This is a genomic window from Streptosporangium pseudovulgare (assembly GCF_014648055.1).
Classification (GTDB): domain Bacteria; phylum Actinomycetota; class Actinomycetes; order Streptosporangiales; family Streptosporangiaceae; genus Streptosporangium; species Streptosporangium pseudovulgare.
Map to the genome: position 1 here is coordinate 706,589 of NZ_BMQJ01000001.1, position 18,090 is coordinate 724,678.

The following is an 18,090-nucleotide window of genomic DNA, read 5'->3' on the forward strand; positions in this document are numbered from 1 at the left end:
TGAGTCGGCCGGGGCGTCCCCACGCGCCCCGGCCGACGGCCATTGGAGGGACGAGTGCAGGCACTCATCGACGAATTCCCGGTCATCCGGGACGCCTTCTGGCTGACGATACGGCTCACGCTGGCCAGCGGGTTCATGGCGCTCGTGCTCGGGACGATCCTCGCCGCGATGCGGGTCAGCCCGCTGCCCGTACTGCGGACGATCGGCACGGCGTACGTCAACATCGTGCGGAACACCCCGCTGACCCTGGTGATCGTGTTCTGCGGCCTGGGCCTGGGGCTGGTCCTGGACGTCTCGTTCTCCACGAGCCTGTCCACCAACTACCTCTGGCTGTCGATCATCGGCCTGTCGGCCTACACGGCGGCGTTCGTCTGCGAGGCGATCAGGGCCGGGATCAACACGGTGCCGGTCGGCCAGGCGGAGGCGGCCCGGGCCATCGGCCTGACCTTCATGCAGAACCTGCGGCTGATCGTGCTGCCCCAGGCGCTGCGGTCGGTGGTCGCGCCGCTGGGCAGCATCCTGATCGCGCTGATCAAGAACACCACGGTCGCCGCCGCCATCGGCGTCGGCGAGGCGTCGCTGACCATGAAGACGTTGTTCGAGGCGCACGGCGACGCGGTCGTGCCGATCTTCTTCGGGTTCGCGGTGGCGTTCCTGGTCCTGACCCTGCCCACCGGACTGCTGTTCACCTGGCTGTCCAAGCGACTGGCGGTGATCCGATGAGCAGCACCACCCTGACCGCGGAGCCCAAGCCGGCGCGCGAGCGGACCCGCTCCGCCGAGCGGGTCAGCGTCCTGTACGACGTGCCCGGGCCGAAGGCGCGGCTGCGCAACACCGTGCTCACGGTCCTGGTGGTCCTCGTCGCGCTGTTCGCCGTCTACGCGCTGGTCACGAAGCTCGACGAGAAGAACCAGCTCGACGGGGCCCTGTGGACCCCCTTCCTCCGGGGCGACGTGTGGGTCAACCTCATCCTCCCCGGCCTGCTGAACACCCTCAGCGCCGCGCTGGTCGCCGCGGTGATCGCCGTGCCGTTCGGCTTCGTGTTCGGCATCGCCCGGCTGTCCGAGCACTCCTGGATCCGCGTTCCCGCGGGCGCCGTGGTCGAGTTCTTCCGGGCGATCCCGCTGCTGATGATGATCTTCGCGGTGATGTACGGCGGAAGCGCGGTCTTCGGGCTGACCGTGACCCCGTTCACGGCCGTGGTGACCGGCCTGGTCCTCTACAACGGGTCGGTGCTGGCGGAGATCGTGCGGTCCGGCATCCAGTCCGTGCCGCGCGGCCAGTCGGAGGCGGCGCTGGCGATCGGGCTGCGCAAGGGGCAGGTCATGCGGATGATCCTGCTTCCGCAGGCGGTCACGGCCATGATGCCGGCGATCGTGGCGCAGCTCGTCGTGCTGCTGAAGGACACGGCCCTGGGCTTCATCGTCTCCTTCGAGGACCTGCTGAACGCGGGCGCGCGGGTGCTGCCGTCCAACTTCAACAACATCATCCCCGCGGTGATGGTCATCGCGGTCGTCTACATCATCATCAACCTGATCGTCGGCGCCCTGGCCACGTGGCTGGAGCGGCGCAGCCGCCGCAGCCGCAGGACGGCCGCCCGGCCGGTCGCCCCGGCCGACTCCGTCGCCGCCCCCGGCGCACCGGGCGGCGTGGCCGCTCCCGGCATGCCGGGCGGCGTGACCACCGGGGACGACTAGCCCCGGCCTTCCCCGGGCGCCGGTACGGCGGCGCCCGCGACCGGCCTTTCCGAGGGCGGTCACCGCGACTCGCGGTGGCCGCCCTCCGCCGTTTCCCGGAACCGCCCGGAAGCCGTACCGGGTCACGCCGGCCGTACCGGGGTCGCGGTGCCGTACCGGGGTCGCGGTGCCGTACCGGGTCGCGCCGGCCGTACCGGGGTCGCGGTGCCGTGCCGGGGTCGCGGTGCCGTGCCGGAGGGCCGGGGTCCGACGCCCGCGCCGGATGGGGGCCATATCGGCGACACGCGCCGAGTTATCGGGCAGGATGACGTCATGTCCCCCGAGCAGGCCGTCCTGCCGTACGCCACCTGGCCTTCTCCGATATCCACCGCCGAGGTGGCCCGGTCCGGGCTGCGCCCGGCGTACCCGACGGTGGCCGGCGAGCAGGTGTGGTGGACCGAGGACCGCCCCGCCGAGGGCGGGCGGACCACGATCATGCGGCGCGACCCCGACGGCGCGCTCCACGAGCTGCTGGCCGCGCCGTGGAGCGCCCGAACCCGCGTCCACGAGTACGGCGGGCGCTCCTACGCGGTCGTCCCCGGCGGCGGCGTGGTGTTCGCCAACCTCGCCGACCAGCGCCTTCACCTGGTGTTCGCGGACGGCGAGCCCCGTCCGATCACGCCGGAGCCCGACCGGGACGCGGCGCTCCGCTACGCGGACATGACCGTCCGCGACGGCCGGGTCTGGTGCGTCCGGGAGCGGCACCACGACGACGGCCGGGTGAGCCGTTCGATCGTCTCGGTCCCGCTGGACGGCTCCGCCGAGCCGCACGAGCACGTCGGCGGGAGCGACTTCTACGCCTACCCGGAGCTCTCCCCCGACGGGGAGCACCTGGCCTACATCTGCTGGGACCACCCGCGCATGCCGTGGAACGGTACAGAGCTGCGGATCACCCGCCTGGCGGACGGCCGCTCGCGGACGCTCTGCGGCGGGCCCTCCGAGTCGGTGCTGGCCCCCCGCTGGTGCGGCGACCGCCACCTGTACCTCGTCTCCGACCGGTCGGGCTGGTGGAACCTCTACCGGATCGCACTGGACGGCACCGCCCCGGAGGCACTCCGCCCGGCGGAGGAGGAGTTCGCCGGGCCGCTGTGGCAGCTCGGCGCCCACCCCTACGCCGTGCTGGACGACGGGCGGATCGCGGTCCTGCACGGGCGGGGAGACCTGCGGCTGGGCGTCCTCGACCCGGCCGACGGCACGCTGACCGACCTGGACGTGCCCTACGCCGGCTGGGCCCCGGCCCTCGACCGAGACGGGCGCTCACTCGCCGGGATCGGGTACGGCCCGGCGACGCCCCGCTCGGTCGTTCGCCTGGATCTGCCGACCGGACACGCCGAGGAGCTCCGGCAGGACGCCGAGGAGCCTCCGGAGACCGCCTACCTCCCGGTCGCGCGGAGCGTGGAGTTCGAGGGCCGGTCCGGCCGGCGGGTCCACGCGTTCGTCCACCCGCCGTCGAACCCGCGGTGCCGCGGGGAGGGCGCCCCTCCCTACATCGTGTCCGTCCACGGCGGCCCCACCTCGCACAGCACGAGCGCACCCGAGCTGGAGAAGGCGTTCTTCACCAGCCGGGGCATCGGCGTGCTCGACGTCAACTACGGCGGCTCCACCGGATACGGCCGCGCCTACCGCGACCGGCTGCGCGGCGAGTGGGGGGTGGTGGACGTCGAGGACGTGATCGCCGCCGCCGGATGGCTGGCGGCTCAGGGGCTGGCCGATCCGGCACGGATCGCGATCCGGGGCGGCAGCGCGGGCGGCTGGACCGCCATGGCGGCCTGCTGCGCCTCCGGCGCGTTCGCCGGCGGTGTCTCCTACTACGGGGTGAGCGCGCTCGGCCCGCTCGTCGCCGCCACCCACGACTTCGAGTCCCGCTACGTCGAGTGGCTCGTCGGCCCGGAGGACCCCGCCCTGTACGCCTCCCGCGAGCCGCTCGCCCGGGTCGCCGGGGTGAGCTGCCCGATGCTGCTCCTGCAGGGTCTCTCCGACCCGGTGGTGCCGCCCGCCCAGTCGCGGGCGTTCGCCGACGCGCTCGCCGAGCGCGGCGTCCCGTGCACCTACATGACCTTCGAGGGCGAGGCCCACGGTTTCCGCCGCGTGGAGACCCGCAGCGCGGCCCTGGCCACCGAGCTCGCCTTCTACCAGCAGATCTTCCGCGGCTGAGAGCCCGGCGCCGGCCCGTCCCGGCCGGCCCGCGGACCGGCGGGCATGGGCCGGCGGGTACGGACCGACAGACACGGACCGACGGGCACGAACCGGCGGGTTCGACCTCCGTCAAGGCCGTCCGGCGGGCCGGAGGGCCGGAGGGCACGGACCGGCCAGGATGGGCGGGAGCCGCGGGTCGGAGGGCGCGGACCGGCAGGACGGGCGGGACGGCGGGTTCAGCGTGCGAACTCGGTGGCGCGGGACTCCCGCACGACCGTGATGCGGATCTGCCCGGGGTAGGTGAGCTCCTCCTCCACCTGCTTGGCCACGTCGCGGGCGATCACCTGGGCCTGGATGTCGTCCACCGCGTCGGGCTTCACCATGACGCGGACCTCCCGGCCGGCCTGCATGGCGAAGACCTTGTCGACGCCGTCGTAGGAGGTGGCGATCTCCTCCAGCCGCTCCAGCCGCTTGACGTAGGCCTCCAGCGACTCGCGCCGGGCGCCCGGCCGGCCGCCGCTGATGGCGTCGGCCGCCTGGGTCAGCACCGCCTCGACGGTCTTGACCTCCACCTCGTTGTGGTGGGCCTCGATGGCGTGGACGACGTCCTCATGCTCGCCGTACCTTCTGGCGATCTCCGCGCCGATGAGCGCGTGGCTGCCCTCGACCTCGTGGGTGAGGGCCTTGCCGATGTCGTGCAGGACGGTGCAGCGCTTGAGCAGCGTCGGGTCGAGCCGCAGCTCGGCGGCCATGATCCCGGCGATGTGGGCCGACTCGATGAGGTGGCCCAGCACGTTCTGGCCGTAGGAGGTGCGGTAGCGGAGCTGGCCGAGCAGGGTGACCAGCTCCGGGTGCATGTCGGTGAGGCCCAGCTCCACCAGGGCGTCCTCGCCGGCGCGTACGCACAGCTCCCGGACCTCCGCCTTGCTGCGCTCGTACGCCTCCTCGATCCGCTGAGGGTGGATGCGCCCGTCGAGCACGAGCTTCTCCAGGGTCAGCCGGGCGGTCTCCCGGCGAACCGGATCGAAGCACGACAGGAGGACCGCCTCGGGCGTGTCGTCGATGATGAGGTTGACCCCGGTCGTCGTCTCGAAGGCGCGGATGTTGCGGCCCTCGCGGCCGATGATGCGGCCCTTCATCTCGTCGCCCGGCAGGTGCAGGACACTGACGACCGACTCGGCGGTCTGCTCGGTGGCCACCCGCTGGACCGCCAGGGTGACGATCTTGGTGGCGCGCTTCTCGCCCTCCTTGCGGGCGTCGCCCTCGATCTGCCGGATGATCAGGGCGGCCTCGCGCTTGGCCTGGTTCTCGATCTCCCGCACCAGTTCGGTCTTGGCCTCGTCGCCGGTGAGGCCGGCGACGCGCTCCAGGACGGCCCTGCGCTCCTCGGCGACCCGGTCCAGCTCCTCCCGGCGGGCGGCCAGCTCGGTCTCGGTCTCGGCGAGCTTGCGGGCCCGCTCGGCCTGGCGCCTCGCCTCCTCGTCCAGGCGCTGCTCCCGCTCGGCCAGCCGGTTCTCCCTGCGCTCCAGGTCGGAGCGGAGCTCCTTGATCTCGTACTTCAGGCCCCGGCTCTCCGCCTCGGCCTCCTTGCGCAGCTCCGCGGCCGCCTCGACGGCCAGCTCGGACCTGCGCAGGATCTCCCCGGCGTCGTTCTCCGCCTTGGCGCGGATGTCGGCGGCCTCCCGCCGGGCGGCCTCCAGCTCGGTCTGAACCTCGGCCATCTGCGCGGGAGAAGGGCCTATCGGCCCGCCACCGGTACGGCGCAGCAACACGATCAGCGCGACTATCGTCACCACCGAAAGAACCGCGACGGCCCCGGTCAGTATGACGACCACAATCGGATCCATGCGCGCCCCGCCCTCCTCGCGTCGCGGATATCAAGCATGCGAGGGGTCACACGCACGGCACGGAGAAGTCAGGCGGTGTCGTCACCGCGGCAGGTGCCGACCGAGGGTCCACTCCACACCGGCTGATCACGCCGGCGCATTGTCCGCCCTCATCCGCCGCATTTGTTCGCCCGTAATCAACCGTTATGACAATCCGCGCTGCGCGGAGTAACTCCTCACTGTCGTCGAGGCTAAGCGTCAAACAGGTAACGGGCAAGCAAAGGCGCACCCTGAACCGGAGGCCTCACCAAAAGGATGATCAGGGAACCCGGAACGGAGGGCTAGTCGAAGGGATGATCGAGGTCGTCGGGGAAGGCCGGGCCGTCCGACTCCTCGTTCTCCAGGGCTTCGCGGACCACGCGGAACGCCAGCCCCGGGCCGTATCCCTTACGGGCGAGCATGCCCGCCAGCCTGCGGGTCCGGACGGCACGATCCAGACCCCGGGTGGCGGAGAGCTTGCGCGCCACCAGCCTGCGGGCGGTCTCCTCCTCCTGCTCGGGGTCGAGCTGCTCCACGGCCTCCTTCACCGTGTCCTCGTCGACCCCGCGGTGCCGGAGCTCCGAGGCGAGCGCCCTGCGGGCCAGCCCCCGCCCGGTGTGGCGCGAGCTCACCCAGGCGGCGGCGAACGCCTCGTCATCGATGAGCCCGACCTCGGAGAACCGTTCGAGCACCGCCTCGGCCGCCTCGTCCGGCACCTCGCGCTTGCGCAACGCCTCGGCGAGCTGCGCCCGGGTGCGCGGCCCCATGGTCAGCAACCGCAGGCAGATGGCACGCGCCACCGCCTGCGGGTCGGCGTCGGGTCCCTGGCTCGCCGGGGAACCCTCGACCGGCCCGTCCGGGAGTCGTCCGTCGGGGGCGCTCCGGGAACGCCTCCCTCCGCGCCGGCCCTCGCGCCTTCCTCCCTTCCGGGAGGGACCCGAGGGCTCGGGCACGTCGGGCCAGGCGCCCCAGTCCCGCGGCCCGGCCTGGTCGGCCGGACCGGGGTCAGGCCCCGTCGGTCCCGTCGTCATCGGCCGGTCCCGGATCAGACGTCACCCGGCTTGGGGGTCGCCTTGGAACCCCGGCCGGACGCGGCGGGAGCGGGAGCGGGAGCAGGAGCGGCGGGCGGGGCGGCCGGGCTGTCGATGCGCGGGCCGATGCCGAGCTTCTCCTTGATCTTCTTCTCGATCTCGTTGGCCATGTCGGGGTGGTTCCGCAGGAAGTTGCGGGCGTTCTCCTTGCCCTGGCCGAGCTGGTCGCCCTCGTAGGTGTACCAGGCGCCGGACTTGCGGACGAAGCCGTGCTCGACACCCATGTCGATCAGACCGCCCTCGCGGGAGATGCCGACGCCGTAGAGGATGTCGAAGTCGGCCACGCGGAAGGGCGGGGCCATCTTGTTCTTGACGACCTTCACCCGGGTGCGGTTGCCGACCGCCTCCGTGCCGTCCTTGAGCGTCTCGATGCGGCGGATGTCGAGACGGACCGAGGCGTAGAACTTCAGCGCCTTTCCACCGGTCGTGGTCTCGGGCGAGCCGAACATGACGCCGATCTTCTCGCGGAGCTGGTTGATGAAGATCGCCGTGGTGCCGGTGCTGTTGAGCGCGCCGGCCACCTTGCGCAGGGCCTGGGACATCAGGCGCGCCTGGAGACCGACGTGGCTGTCGCCCATCTCGCCCTCGATCTCGGCCTTGGGCACCAGGGCCGCGACCGAGTCGATGACCAGCAGGTCGACGGCGCCGGACCGGATCAGCATGTCGGCGATCTCCAGCGCCTGCTCACCGGTGTCGGGCTGGGAGACGAGCAGCGCGTCGGTGTCGACGCCCAGCTTCTTGGCGTACTCGGGGTCGAGGGCGTGCTCGGCGTCGATGAACGCCGCGATGCCCCCGGCCTTCTGGGCGTTGGCCACCGCGTGCAGGGCGACCGTGGTCTTACCCGAGGACTCGGGACCGTAGATCTCGATGATGCGGCCGCGCGGGAACCCGCCGATGCCGAGGGCGACGTCGAGCGCGATGGAGCTGGTCGGGATCACTTCGATGGGCGCCCGCGCCTCGTCGCCGAGACGCATGACGGAGCCCTTGCCGAACTGCCGCTCGATCTGGGCGAGAGCGGTCTCGAGCGCCTTCTCGCGGTCGTTAGCTGCCATGGGAGCCCCCCTGGAGGGTCACGGGATGAATCGGTTGCCAGAAAGCTACGGGGTGCGACCGACATTTTCTGGAAGAGCACGCCATCGGTGGCGGCGTGTCCAATATAGCCGAACGATTGTTCGATCGAGGTTCGACGCCCCCGCCCGTCCCCCGCCCGTCCCACGGTGCCCCGCGTCGCGGAGCGGACCGGCGCCGGCCGGCGGCTCAGCGCAGGCCGGCGGCGACGTCGGACACCTTGCACACGGCCCGCCAGACGTCCTTGGCGGCGACGCCTTCGGCCAGCGCCTGGTTCACCGTCCTGCCGTCCAGGTCGGCGATGACGTAGTCGCGGGCCCACGACTCGGCGTAGGCGTCACCGAAGTGGAGTCTCATCCGGTTCCAGAAGTCCGACAGGCGCATGGCTCCAGTGTGGCCCCTCCCCACGGTGCTCGTGACCGGACGCCCCGGAGGCCGTGCTCCGGGCGGGCGGTTCTGTCGGTGGCGGAGGGCAGTATGGATCCGTGACCGGCTCAGCGCTCGACCACTTCGGCCCGATGACCAGGGAATGGTTCGCCGGCGCCTTCGCCGCGCCCACCGCCGCCCAGGAGGGGGCGTGGGCCTCGATCGCCCGCGGGGACAACACCCTCGTCGTCGCGCCCACCGGCTCCGGCAAGACGCTGGCGGCGTTCCTGTGGTCGCTCGACCGGCTGGCCGCCGAGCGCGCGGCCGAGGCCGACTGCGCGGACGGTAACGCGGACGGCGACGCGGACGGCGGGCCGGGCTCCGCGACCCCGTCCGGCGGGGCCGCGCGGGGCGCCCGCGACTCCGGCGGCCGGCGGGGCACGCGGGGCTCCGGTGGGTCCCGTGGGCACTCAGGCCAGGGCGGCGAGGCCGCCCGGCGCTGCCGGGTGCTCTACGTGTCGCCGCTCAAGGCGCTGGCGGTCGACGTCGAGCGCAACCTCCGGGCGCCGCTGACCGGGCTGCGGCAGACCGCCCGGCGGCTCGGGCTGCCGGCGCCGGAGATCTCCGTGGCGATCCGGTCGGGCGACACCTCGCCGGAGGAACGGCGCCGGTTCGCGGCCAGGCCCGCCGACATCCTCATCACCACCCCCGAGTCGCTGTTCCTGCTGCTGACCAGCCAGGCCCGCGAGGCGCTGCGCGGGGTGGAGACGGTCATCGTCGACGAGGTGCACGCGGTGGCGGGCACCAAGCGCGGCGCCCACCTGGCCCTCACCCTGGAGCGGCTCGACGCGCTGCTCCCCGCCCCCGCGCAGCGCGTCGGGCTGTCGGCGACCGTGCGCCCGGTGAGCGAGGTCGCCGAGTTCCTCGGCGGCCCCCGCCCGGCCGTCGTGGTGCAGCCCCCCTCGGAGAAGGAGATCGAGATCGAGGTCGTCGTCCCGGTCGAGGACATGACCGAGCTCGACTCCGCCCCGACGCGGCCGTCCTCCGGCGACGGCGACGGTCCCGGCGGAGGTCCCGGCGGAGGTCCCGGCGGAGGTCCCGGTGACGGTGCCGACGATCTCGGCGACGACCGCTGGCTCACCGAGCCGCCCGCCCGGCGGTCCATCTGGCCGCACGTCGAGGAGCGGCTGTTCGACCTGATCGGCGCCCACCGCTCGACGATCGTGTTCGCCAACTCCCGGCGGCTGGCCGAGCGGCTCTGCACCCGGCTCAACGAGCTGGCCTGGGAGCGGCGGCCCGGCGACACCGGCGGCACGGGGGAGGCCGGCTCCCCGCCGCCCACCTCGTCCGCCGCCCCGGCGGAGATGATGGCGCAGGCGGGCGCGTCCAAGGGCGTGGTCCCGGAGATCGTCCGGGCCCACCACGGGTCGGTGTCGAAGCAGGAGCGCGCGGCGATCGAGGACGCCCTCAAGTCCGGGCGGCTGCCCGCCGTCGTCGCGACCTCCAGCCTGGAGCTCGGCATCGACATGGGCGCGGTCGACCTGGTCGCCTGCGTGGAGTCGCCGCCGAGCGTCTCCAGCGGCCTGCAGCGGATCGGCCGGGCCGGCCACCGGGTGGGGGCGGTCTCCCGCGGCGTGATCTTCCCCAAGTACCGCGGCGACCTGGTGCAGACGGCGGTGGTGGCCGAGCGGATGCGCGCCGGGGAGATCGAGGAGATGCGCTACCCCCGCAACCCGCTCGACGTGCTCGCCCAGCAGATCGTGGCGATGACGGCGCTCGACGAGTGGACGGTGGACGACCTGGAGGCCCTGGTACGGCGGGCCGCGCCGTACCGGACGCTGCCCCGCGGCGCCCTGGAGGCGACGCTCGACATGCTCGCCGGGCGCTACCCGAGCGAGGAGTTCGCCGAGCTGCGCCCGCGGATCGTCTGGGACCGCGTCACGGGCGTCCTGCGGGGCCGGCCCGGGGCTCAGCGGCTGGCCGTGACCAACGGCGGCACGATCCCCGACCGGGGGCTGTTCGGCGTGTTCCTGGCCGGGGAGAAGTCCTCGCGGGTGGGCGAGCTGGACGAGGAGATGGTCTACGAGTCGCGGGTGGGCGACGTCTTCGTGCTGGGCGCGACGTCCTGGCGGATCGAGGACATCACGGCCGACCGGGTCCTGGTCTCCCCCGCGCCCGGAAGGCCGGGCAAGCTGCCGTTCTGGCACGGTGACAGCGCGGGCCGCCCGGCGGAGCTGGGCCGGGCGATCGGCGCCTTCCTCCGCGAGGTGTCCGCCTCGGAAGACGGGGCGCCGGAGCGGATCCGGGCGGCCGGGTTCGACGGGTTCGCCGCGGCCAACCTCCTTTCCTATCTCGCCGAGCAGCGGGAGGCCACGGGATACGTCCCCGACGACCGGACGCTGGTGGTCGAACGGTTCCACGACGAGCTGGGCGACTGGCGCGTCGTGCTGCACTCGCCGTACGGCGCGCGGGTGCACGCGCCGTGGGCCCTGGCGATCGGACGGCGGCTGCGCGAGCGCTACGGCGTCGACGTCCAGGCGATCCACTCCGACGACGGGATCGTGCTGCGCATCCCGGACACGCTCTCCGACCCCCCGTCCGACGTCGCGGTCTTCGACGCCGAGGAGATCGAGCGGATCGTCACCGAGGAGCTCGGCGGCTCGGCGCTGTTCGCCGCGCGCTTCCGGGAGTGCGCGGGGCGGTCCCTGCTGCTGCCGCGCCGCACGCCCGGCAGGCGCACCCCGCTGTGGCAGCAGCGGCAGCGGGCCTCGCACCTGCTGGCCGTGGCGAGCCGCTACGCCTCGTTCCCGGTCGTGCTGGAGACGATGCGCGAGTGCCTGCAGGACGTCTTCGACGTGCCGGGCCTGGTCCGGCTCATGCGCGACATCGCGGCGCGGCGGGTGCGGCTGGTCGAGGTGGAGACCTCCCAGGCGTCGCCGTTCGCCGCGTCGCTGCTGTTCAACTATGTCGGCGCGTTCATGTACGAGGGCGACGCCCCGCTGGCCGAGCGCCGCGCCCAGGCGCTGGCGCTCGACACGACCCTGCTGGCCGAGCTGCTGGGCCAGGCCGACCTGCGCGAGCTGCTCGACCCCGACGTCATCGCCGACACCGAGCGCGAGCTGGCGCGGCTCGACCGGCCGCTGCGCGACGCCGAGGACCTCGCCGACCTGCTGCGCTCGCACGGCCCGCTGCTCGCCGAGGACGTCGGCCTGCGCGGGGGCGACCCGGCGTGGCTGGCCGGCCTGGAGGAGGCCCGGCGGGCGATCAGGGTGCGGATCGCCGGTCAGGAGCGGTGGGCGGCGATCGAGGACGCCTCCCGGCTGCGCGACGCGCTCGGCGTGCCGCTGCCGGTCGGCGTGCCGCAGGCGTTCCTGGAGCCGGTGGACGACCCGCTGGGCGATCTGGTCGCCCGGCACGCCCGCACCCGCGCCCCGTTCGCGGCGGCCACGGCCGCGACGCGGTTCGGCCTGGGGCAGGCGGTCGTCACCGACGCGCTGCGCCGCCTGGCCGCGGCGGGCCGGGTGGTGAGCGGGGAGTTCCGGCCCGGCGGCCGGGGCGAGGAGTGGTGCGACGCCGGGGTGCTGCGGCTGCTGCGCCGCAGGTCGCTGGCCCGGCTCCGCAAGGAGGTCGAGCCGGTCTCCCCCGAGACGCTCGCGGCCTTCGCCCCCGCCTGGCACGGCGTCACCGGCGCCTCCCGGGGGAGCAGGCCGCCGATCGACGCGCTGGTGGGCGCGATCGAGCAGCTCCAGGGCGCGGCGGTGCCCGCCTCCGCGCTGGAGACGCTGGTCCTGCCCTCCCGGGTGCCGGGATACGACCCGTCGTTGCTGGACGAGCTGACCTCCTCGGGCGAGGTCGTCTGGGCCGGTCAGGGATCGCTGCCGGGCGCGGACGGCTGGGTGGCGCTGTACTTCGCCGACACCGCGCCCCTGCTGATGCCCGAGCCGCTGGAGATCACCATGACCCCGCTGCACGAGGCGGTCCTGTCCGCCCTCGGCGGCGGGGGCGCCCTGTTCTTCCGCGAGCTGGGCGCCCGCGCCGGCGCGCTCCTCGCGTCCGGCCTGCCCCCGGACGACGTGGTGCTCACGGCCGCGGTGTGGGACCTCGTGTGGGCGGGCCGGGTCACCGGTGACACGCTGGCGCCGCTGCGCGCCACGCTCGGCACCGGGCGCCCGGCGCACCGCCCGGCCACCACCCGCAGGCGGCGGCCGGTGCTGCCCAGCCGTAGCGGCCCGCCGACCGTGAGCGGGCGCTGGTGGCTGCTGCCGGAGCCCGCGGGGGACGCCACCCAGCGGGCGCACGCCCAGGCCGAGACGCTGCTGGAGCGGCACGGCGTGGTGACCCGGGGCGCGGTGGCCGCCGAGCGGCTGCCCGGCGGGTTCGCCGCCGTCTACCAGGTCCTGCGCGCGTTCGAGGAGAGCGGCCGCTGCCGCCGGGGCTACTTCGTCGAGGGCCTGGGCGGGGCGCAGTTCGCCCTGCCGGGCGCCGTGGACCGCATGCGCGCCGCGGCGAGCCCGCTCCGGCCCGCCGAGCCGGCCCCCGACCTCTGGAGCACCCGGAAGCCCGTGGCGGACGCGCCGCGGGCGGTGGTGCTGGCCGCCGCCGACCCGGCCAACCCGTACGGCGCCGCCCTGCCGTGGCCTCCCCATCCCGGGGAGGTGTCCCACAAGCCGGGCCGCAAGGCGGGCTCCCTGGTGGTGCTCGTCGACGGGCACCTGGTGCTCTACGTCGAGCGCGGCGGCAAGACCCTGCTGTCCTTCACCGGCGGTGAGCGGCTGCGGCCCGCCGTGGACGCCCTGGCGCTGGCGGTGCGCGACGGCGCCCTCGGAAAGCTGACCGTGGAGCGCGCGGACGGCTCGGCCGTGGGCGACTCCCCCCTGGCCGCCGCGCTGGAGGCCGCCGGGTTCCATCCGACCCCGCGCGGCCTGCGCCTGCGCGCCTGACCGGAGACCGCCGTACGGTTCCGGGAGCATCCGCTCGCGGGCCCGGCCCGGGCCGGTCGGACGGTCTCGGGAACCACCCGCTCGCAGGCCCGGCCGGGGCCGGTCAGACGGTCTCGGAGAAGACCTGCTCGCGGGCCTGGCCGAGGGCCGAGACCAGGGCTCCGCGCAGCACCGGGTTGCCCTCGACCCGTGAGACCACGACCCGCGGCCGGCTCGGGCAGATCCTGGCCACCGCCTCCTCGACCCTGGCCGCGAGCGTGGGGCCGCCGGCCCGGCCGACGTCGCCGCTGAGCACGACCAGGCCGGGGTCCAGCACCACCGAGACCGCCGCCACGCCGACGGCCAGCCGGCCGGCCAGCTCGACGAGGAAGTCCTCCGCGCCCTCCTCGACGGCCGCGCGGACGTGGTCGCCCAGGGACGCGGACACGTCGGAGAGAGTGACCCCGCGCGAGCCGTTCGCGGAACCCGCCGCGTCGCCGCCGCCGATCCCGGTCCCTGAGACCGGCACGGAGACCGGCATGGAGACCGGCGCGCGGCCGGAGCCGATGCCGTGCGCGCCGGCAAGGCCGCGCACGGCGTCCCCGCCGACCAGACGCTGGAAGGAGCCGGACTGCGGCTCGTGCACGTCGGTGGGGAGCGGTTCCCCCGGCACCGGGAGCCAGCCGATCTCGCCCGCGCCGCCGGTGAAGCCCCGGTGCAGCCGCCCGCCGAGCATTACCCCGAGTCCCTGGCCGACCCCGGCCCAGACGAGCACGAAGTCGTCCAGGCCCGCGGCGGCGCCGTGGACGTGCTCGGCCAGCGCGGCGAGGTTGACGTCGTTCTCTATCCGCACCGGGACGTCGAGGGCGTCGCGGAGCCCGGCGAGCACCCCCACGTGCCAGGACGGCAGGTCGAAGGAGAAGCGGACGTCGCCGGTGCCCGGGTCGACGACGCCACGGGTGCCGATCACGAAGGCGCGCAGCCGGGAGCGGGTGATGCCGGCCGACGCGCAGACCTTGTCGACGGCGCCGCAGACGAGGCGGACCGGGTCCTCGTGGCCGTTGGGGTCCACCGACACCTCGGCCACGGTCTCGCCGGTGATGTCGGCCACCGCCGCGCTGACCCGGTCGGGTTGGACGTCCAGGCCGGCGGCGTACGCGCACGACGGCACGAGGCCGTAGAGGGCGGCGTTGGGGCCGCGACCGCCCGCCTGCTCGCCGACCACCGCGACGAGCTCGCGCTCCTCCAGGCGGGCCAGCAGCTGCCCCGCGGTGACCTTGGACAGGCCGGTGTGCTCTCCCAGCTCGGCCCGGGTCAGGGGTCCGCCGGCCAGCAGCAGTTCCAGCGCCGCCCGATCGTTGAGCTGGCGCAGCAGCCGGGGTGTTCCCGGGCGTCTGGGCAAGGTCCGCTCCCCCCGTCACGATCCGCTAACGGTCGTTTCTTTTAAGAAAGTTTATTGTTAGTTTAACCATGGTCAGCCCGCAGGCGACAGTCCCGCGGGCCACAGGACGCCCACTCCGCCCGGAGCGCGCTCAGGTCGCGGGGACCCGAGCCGACAGCCCGAAGAGCGTCACCCCCGTTGAAAGCCGGAAAGGGAGAACTCCAGTGAAGTTCGCGAGAATCGCCACCACGACGGCCGCCACCGCCGCCCTCGCGCTGGGCCTGGCCGCCTGCAGCGGCTCTGATTCGTCCGATGGCGCCGCCACCTCCGGGGCGTCGGCGCCGGCCGCATCCGGCCCCAAGTACGCCGGTCAGACGCTCACCGTGTGGCGGCTCGGCGACAGCAACCCCGCCGCCCAGAAGTACATGGACGAGCTGAACGCGGCCTTCGAGAAGGAGTCCGGCGCCAAGGTCAACCTCGAGTGGATCCCCTGGCCCCAGGTGAACGACAAGTTCACCGCCGCCGCCGCGGGCGGCGCCGGCCCGGACGTCACCGAGATCGGCAACGACCAGGTGCCGCTCTGGCAGAGCCAGGAGGCGCTGTCCCCGATCACCCCGCTCCTGCAGGCCGGCGACCAGGCGGAGATCCCGAAGAACCTCCTCGGCCTGGAGACCATCGACGGCGAGGTCTACGCCGTCCCGTGGGGCGCGGGCTCCCGCGCGGTGCTCTACCGCAAGGACTGGTTCAAGGATCTCGGCATCGAGGTTCCGAAGACCTGGGACGAGGTCGTCGCCGCGGCCAAGAAGATCCAGGAGAAGAAGGGCAAGGACGTCGACGGCTTCGCCTTCAACGGCGGCTCCGACGCCAACCACCTGCTCGCCGCGTTCGCCTGGTCCGAGGGCGGCGAGTACGCCGTCAAGGAGGGCGACAAGTGGGTCGGCAAGGTGACCGACCCCGCGTTCAAGGCCGGCTTCGCCACCTACACGGGTCTGGTCACCGACGGCCTGTCCGGAAAGTCGCGCCTCACCCAGAACACGGTGGACATCCGTAAGCGGTTCGCCAACGACAAGGTCGGCATGTACCTGACCGCCGGCTGGGACCTGCCGGGCATCGAGGAGGACAGCAAGGGCAAGCTGAAGGGCGACAAGCTGGCCTTCTTCCCGCTCCCCGCCAAGTCCGGCGGCGAGGCCCCGTCCTTCTTCGGCGGCAACGACATCACCGTCTGGGGCGGCGCGAAGAACAAGGAAATGGCGGCCGACTACGTCAAGCTGGCCACGAACAAGGAGTGGGCCGGCCGTTACGCCTCCGAGGGCGGCCTGCTGCCGATCTACCCCGAGGCGCTGGCGAAGCTGAAGGACGACCCGGCGCAGGCCCCGTTCGCCGCCGCCTTCGCCAAGGCCAAGGCGTTCCCCGCCGACCCCAACTGGACCGAGGCCAACGAGACCAAGGCCGTGCTGCAGAACGCCGCCCGGTCGGTCATCGAGGGCAAGGCCACCGCCGACGAGGCCCTGGCCAAGGCCAACGGGGAAATCGAAGAGATCCTGAACCAGTAGCGCGATGACGAACACGTCCACGGTCGCCCGGGGCGGGGGCGCGTCCCCCGCCCCGGGGCGGCGCCGCCACGCCCCGCAACGTCCCGCCAAGGCCCGCGGGCTCTCCCCCCGGGCCGTCCCCTACGTCCTGCTCGCGCCCGGCCTGCTGGTGATCGCCGGGCTGCTGCTCTACCCGCTGGGGCAGATGATCGTCATCTCCTTCCAGAAGGTGGGGATCCCCCAGATCAACGGGAAGAAGCCGGCGACCTGGGAGGGCTGGGACAACTACACCAGGGTCCTCGACAACGAGATCTTCTGGTCCTCCCTCCGCAACACCCTCGTGTTCGCGGCCGTCACGGTGGCCCTGACGCTGGTCCTCGGGACCGCGGTCGGCACCCTGCTCAACCGGCTGAGCAAGAAGATGTCCACCTTCGTGGTCATCGGCATCATGTCGGCCTGGGCCGTGCCACCGGTCGCCCAGGGCGTCATCTGGCGATGGCTCTTCGACGCCGACGCCGGAATGATCAACTGGGCGCTGAACCTCCTGCCCGACGGGCTGTCGGAGCTGCTGTTCGGGCGGTCCGACTGGACCGGTGAGCCGTGGCTGAACGACGCGTTCACCATCTACCTCGTGTTGATCGTCTGCGTGCTCTGGTCGTCGTTCCCGTTCGTCGCCGTGTCGGTGCTCGCCGGTCTCAAGGGCATCCCCGCGGAGCTCTACGAGGCGGCCCGGGTCGACGGCGCCACCCCCTGGCGGATCTTCCGGAAGATCACCTTCCCGCTGCTCAAGCCGGTCTTCTCGGTGCTGACGATCCTGTCCATCATCTGGGACTTCAAGGTCTTCAGCCAGCTGTACGTGCTGATGGGCGGGCCGACCAACCGCGAGGCGTTCAACCTGTCGATCTTCTCCTTCGCCGAGGCGTTCCGCAGCCCGCCGAAGATGGGCGTCGGAGCGGCGATCGCGGTGATCCTGACGCTGATCCTGCTCGTCGTCACCGCCGTCTACATCAGGCAGATCGTCAAGACGGAGGACCTGCGATGACCCCGTTCGCCCGCAAGCGCCTGACGAGGATCGCGCTGAACGCGGCCGGCCTGCTGGTCTTCCTGTTCGCGGTGTTCCCCGTCTACTGGATGGTCTCGACCTCCTTCAAGGCCAACGACCAGATCTTCACCACCGACTTCATCCCGTTCCCCACCCACTTCACCGTCGAACACGTGGACCGGGTGCTCAGCGAGGGCGTGGCCGGCAACTCCATCTGGCTCTACATGCGCAACAGCGCGATCGTCGCCCTGGGCACCGTCCTCATCGGCGCCGCGCTCGCGCTGCTGGCGGCCACCGCCATCGCCCGCTTCACGTTCCGGGGCCGTACGAGCTTCCTGATCCTGCTGCTCATCGTGCAGATGATCCCGGCGGAGGCCCTGCTCATCCCGCTCTTCCTCAACGTCAAGCGGCTCGGCCTGTACGACCAGCTGCTGGGCCTGATCGTCATCAACGTCGGCCTGACGCTGCCGTTCGGCATCTGGATGCTGCGCACGTTCGTCGCCGCGGTGCCCAAGTCTCTGGAGGAGGCCGCCTGGATCGACGGCGCCAGCCGGATGACGACCTTCTGGCGGGTGCTGTTCCCGCTGGTGGCCCCCGGCCTGGTGGCGACGAGCATCTTCTCGTTCATCACCGCGTGGAACGAGCTGATCTTCGCGCTCATCCTGATGTCGGACTCCTCGGGCTACACGATGCCCGTCGCGCTGCAGTTCTTCTTCGGCCAGCGCGGCACCGACTGGGGCGCCATCATGGCCGGCTCCACGATGATGACGATCCCCGTCGTCGTCTTCTTCCTCCTGGTGCAGCGGCGGATGGTCTCCGGCCTCGTCGCGGGCGCCGTCAAGGGCTGACCCCGGCGCCGGTACGGCCCCGCGCCCGCGCGGTGCGGGCCGTACGGCACGCCACCGGCGGCCGGGCCCGCACCGCACGGCCCCGCCGCCCCCGCCCCTCCATCAG

General features: G+C 73.1%; 12 protein-coding genes. 7 read left to right on the plus strand and 5 right to left on the minus strand.

Annotated features, from left to right (window positions below; all coding sequences use genetic code 11):
- The first annotated feature begins 54 nt into the window (after positions 1-54).
- From IEZ10_RS03090 to IEZ10_RS03100, 3 genes are all read left to right on the plus strand, one after another.
- The gene (locus IEZ10_RS03090) at positions 55-723 is read left to right on the plus strand and encodes an amino acid ABC transporter permease (protein ID WP_189244860.1); all 669 of its coding nucleotides are present in this window, start codon (positions 55-57) and stop codon (positions 721-723) included.
- Complete coding sequence (locus IEZ10_RS03095; protein WP_189244861.1) at positions 720-1,697, plus strand: amino acid ABC transporter permease; 978 nt, start codon at positions 720-722, stop codon at positions 1,695-1,697. Before IEZ10_RS03090 ends, IEZ10_RS03095 begins: the two co-directional genes overlap by 4 nt.
- Before the next feature lie 312 nt (positions 1,698-2,009).
- On the plus strand, positions 2,010-3,890 hold the full coding sequence (locus IEZ10_RS03100; protein WP_189244862.1) for a S9 family peptidase: 1,881 nt from the start codon (positions 2,010-2,012) through the stop codon (positions 3,888-3,890).
- Between the two features lie 218 nt (positions 3,891-4,108).
- Here the strand turns inward: IEZ10_RS03100 and rny are convergent, their stop codons facing one another.
- The 4 genes from rny to IEZ10_RS03120 form a co-directional block, all read right to left on the minus strand.
- Positions 4,109-5,719, minus strand: a complete 1,611-nt coding sequence (rny, locus tag IEZ10_RS03105) for a ribonuclease Y (RefSeq protein WP_189244863.1) — start codon at positions 5,717-5,719, stop codon at positions 4,109-4,111.
- A gap of 320 nt (positions 5,720-6,039) precedes the next feature.
- Positions 6,040-6,690, minus strand: coding sequence for a recombination regulator RecX (recX, locus tag IEZ10_RS03110; RefSeq protein ID WP_189245091.1), 651 nt, complete (start codon positions 6,688-6,690; stop codon positions 6,040-6,042).
- Positions 6,691-6,782: 92 nt separating this feature from the next.
- Entirely contained in the window at positions 6,783-7,880 is a 1,098-nt protein-coding gene (gene recA / locus IEZ10_RS03115; RefSeq protein ID WP_189244864.1) for a recombinase RecA, read from the minus strand.
- Between the two features lie 205 nt (positions 7,881-8,085).
- Positions 8,086-8,280, minus strand: a complete 195-nt coding sequence (locus IEZ10_RS03120; RefSeq protein ID WP_179818844.1) for a DUF3046 domain-containing protein — start codon at positions 8,278-8,280, stop codon at positions 8,086-8,088.
- Positions 8,281-8,414: 134 nt separating this feature from the next.
- Here IEZ10_RS03120 and IEZ10_RS03125 point away from each other — a divergent pair, with 134 nt between their 5' ends.
- Complete coding sequence (locus IEZ10_RS03125; RefSeq protein ID WP_229810930.1) at positions 8,415-13,202, plus strand: Lhr family helicase; 4,788 nt, start codon at positions 8,415-8,417, stop codon at positions 13,200-13,202.
- Positions 13,203-13,305: 103 nt separating this feature from the next.
- On the opposite strand, the gene IEZ10_RS03130 is transcribed toward IEZ10_RS03125, so the two are convergent.
- Positions 13,306-14,583: an ROK family transcriptional regulator gene (locus tag IEZ10_RS03130; protein ID WP_189244866.1), complete on the minus strand. Its 1,278-nt coding sequence runs from the start codon at positions 14,581-14,583 to the stop codon at positions 13,306-13,308.
- A 203-nt stretch (positions 14,584-14,786) separates the two neighbouring features.
- On the opposite strand from IEZ10_RS03130, the gene IEZ10_RS03135 reads away from it, so the two are divergent.
- From IEZ10_RS03135 to IEZ10_RS03145, 3 genes are read left to right on the plus strand one after another with little or no spacing between them, the layout of a single operon-like run.
- Positions 14,787-16,115 (plus strand): sugar ABC transporter substrate-binding protein, encoded by a 1,329-nt coding sequence (locus tag IEZ10_RS03135; protein ID WP_189244867.1) that lies wholly within the window; start codon positions 14,787-14,789, stop codon positions 16,113-16,115.
- Between the two features lie 4 nt (positions 16,116-16,119).
- Positions 16,120-17,136: a carbohydrate ABC transporter permease gene (locus IEZ10_RS03140; protein ID WP_189244868.1), complete on the plus strand. Its 1,017-nt coding sequence runs from the start codon at positions 16,120-16,122 to the stop codon at positions 17,134-17,136.
- Complete coding sequence (locus IEZ10_RS03145) at positions 17,133-17,984, plus strand: carbohydrate ABC transporter permease (protein ID WP_189244869.1); 852 nt, start codon at positions 17,133-17,135, stop codon at positions 17,982-17,984. Before IEZ10_RS03140 ends, IEZ10_RS03145 begins: the two co-directional genes overlap by 4 nt.
- The last annotated feature ends 106 nt before the right edge of the window (positions 17,985-18,090 follow it).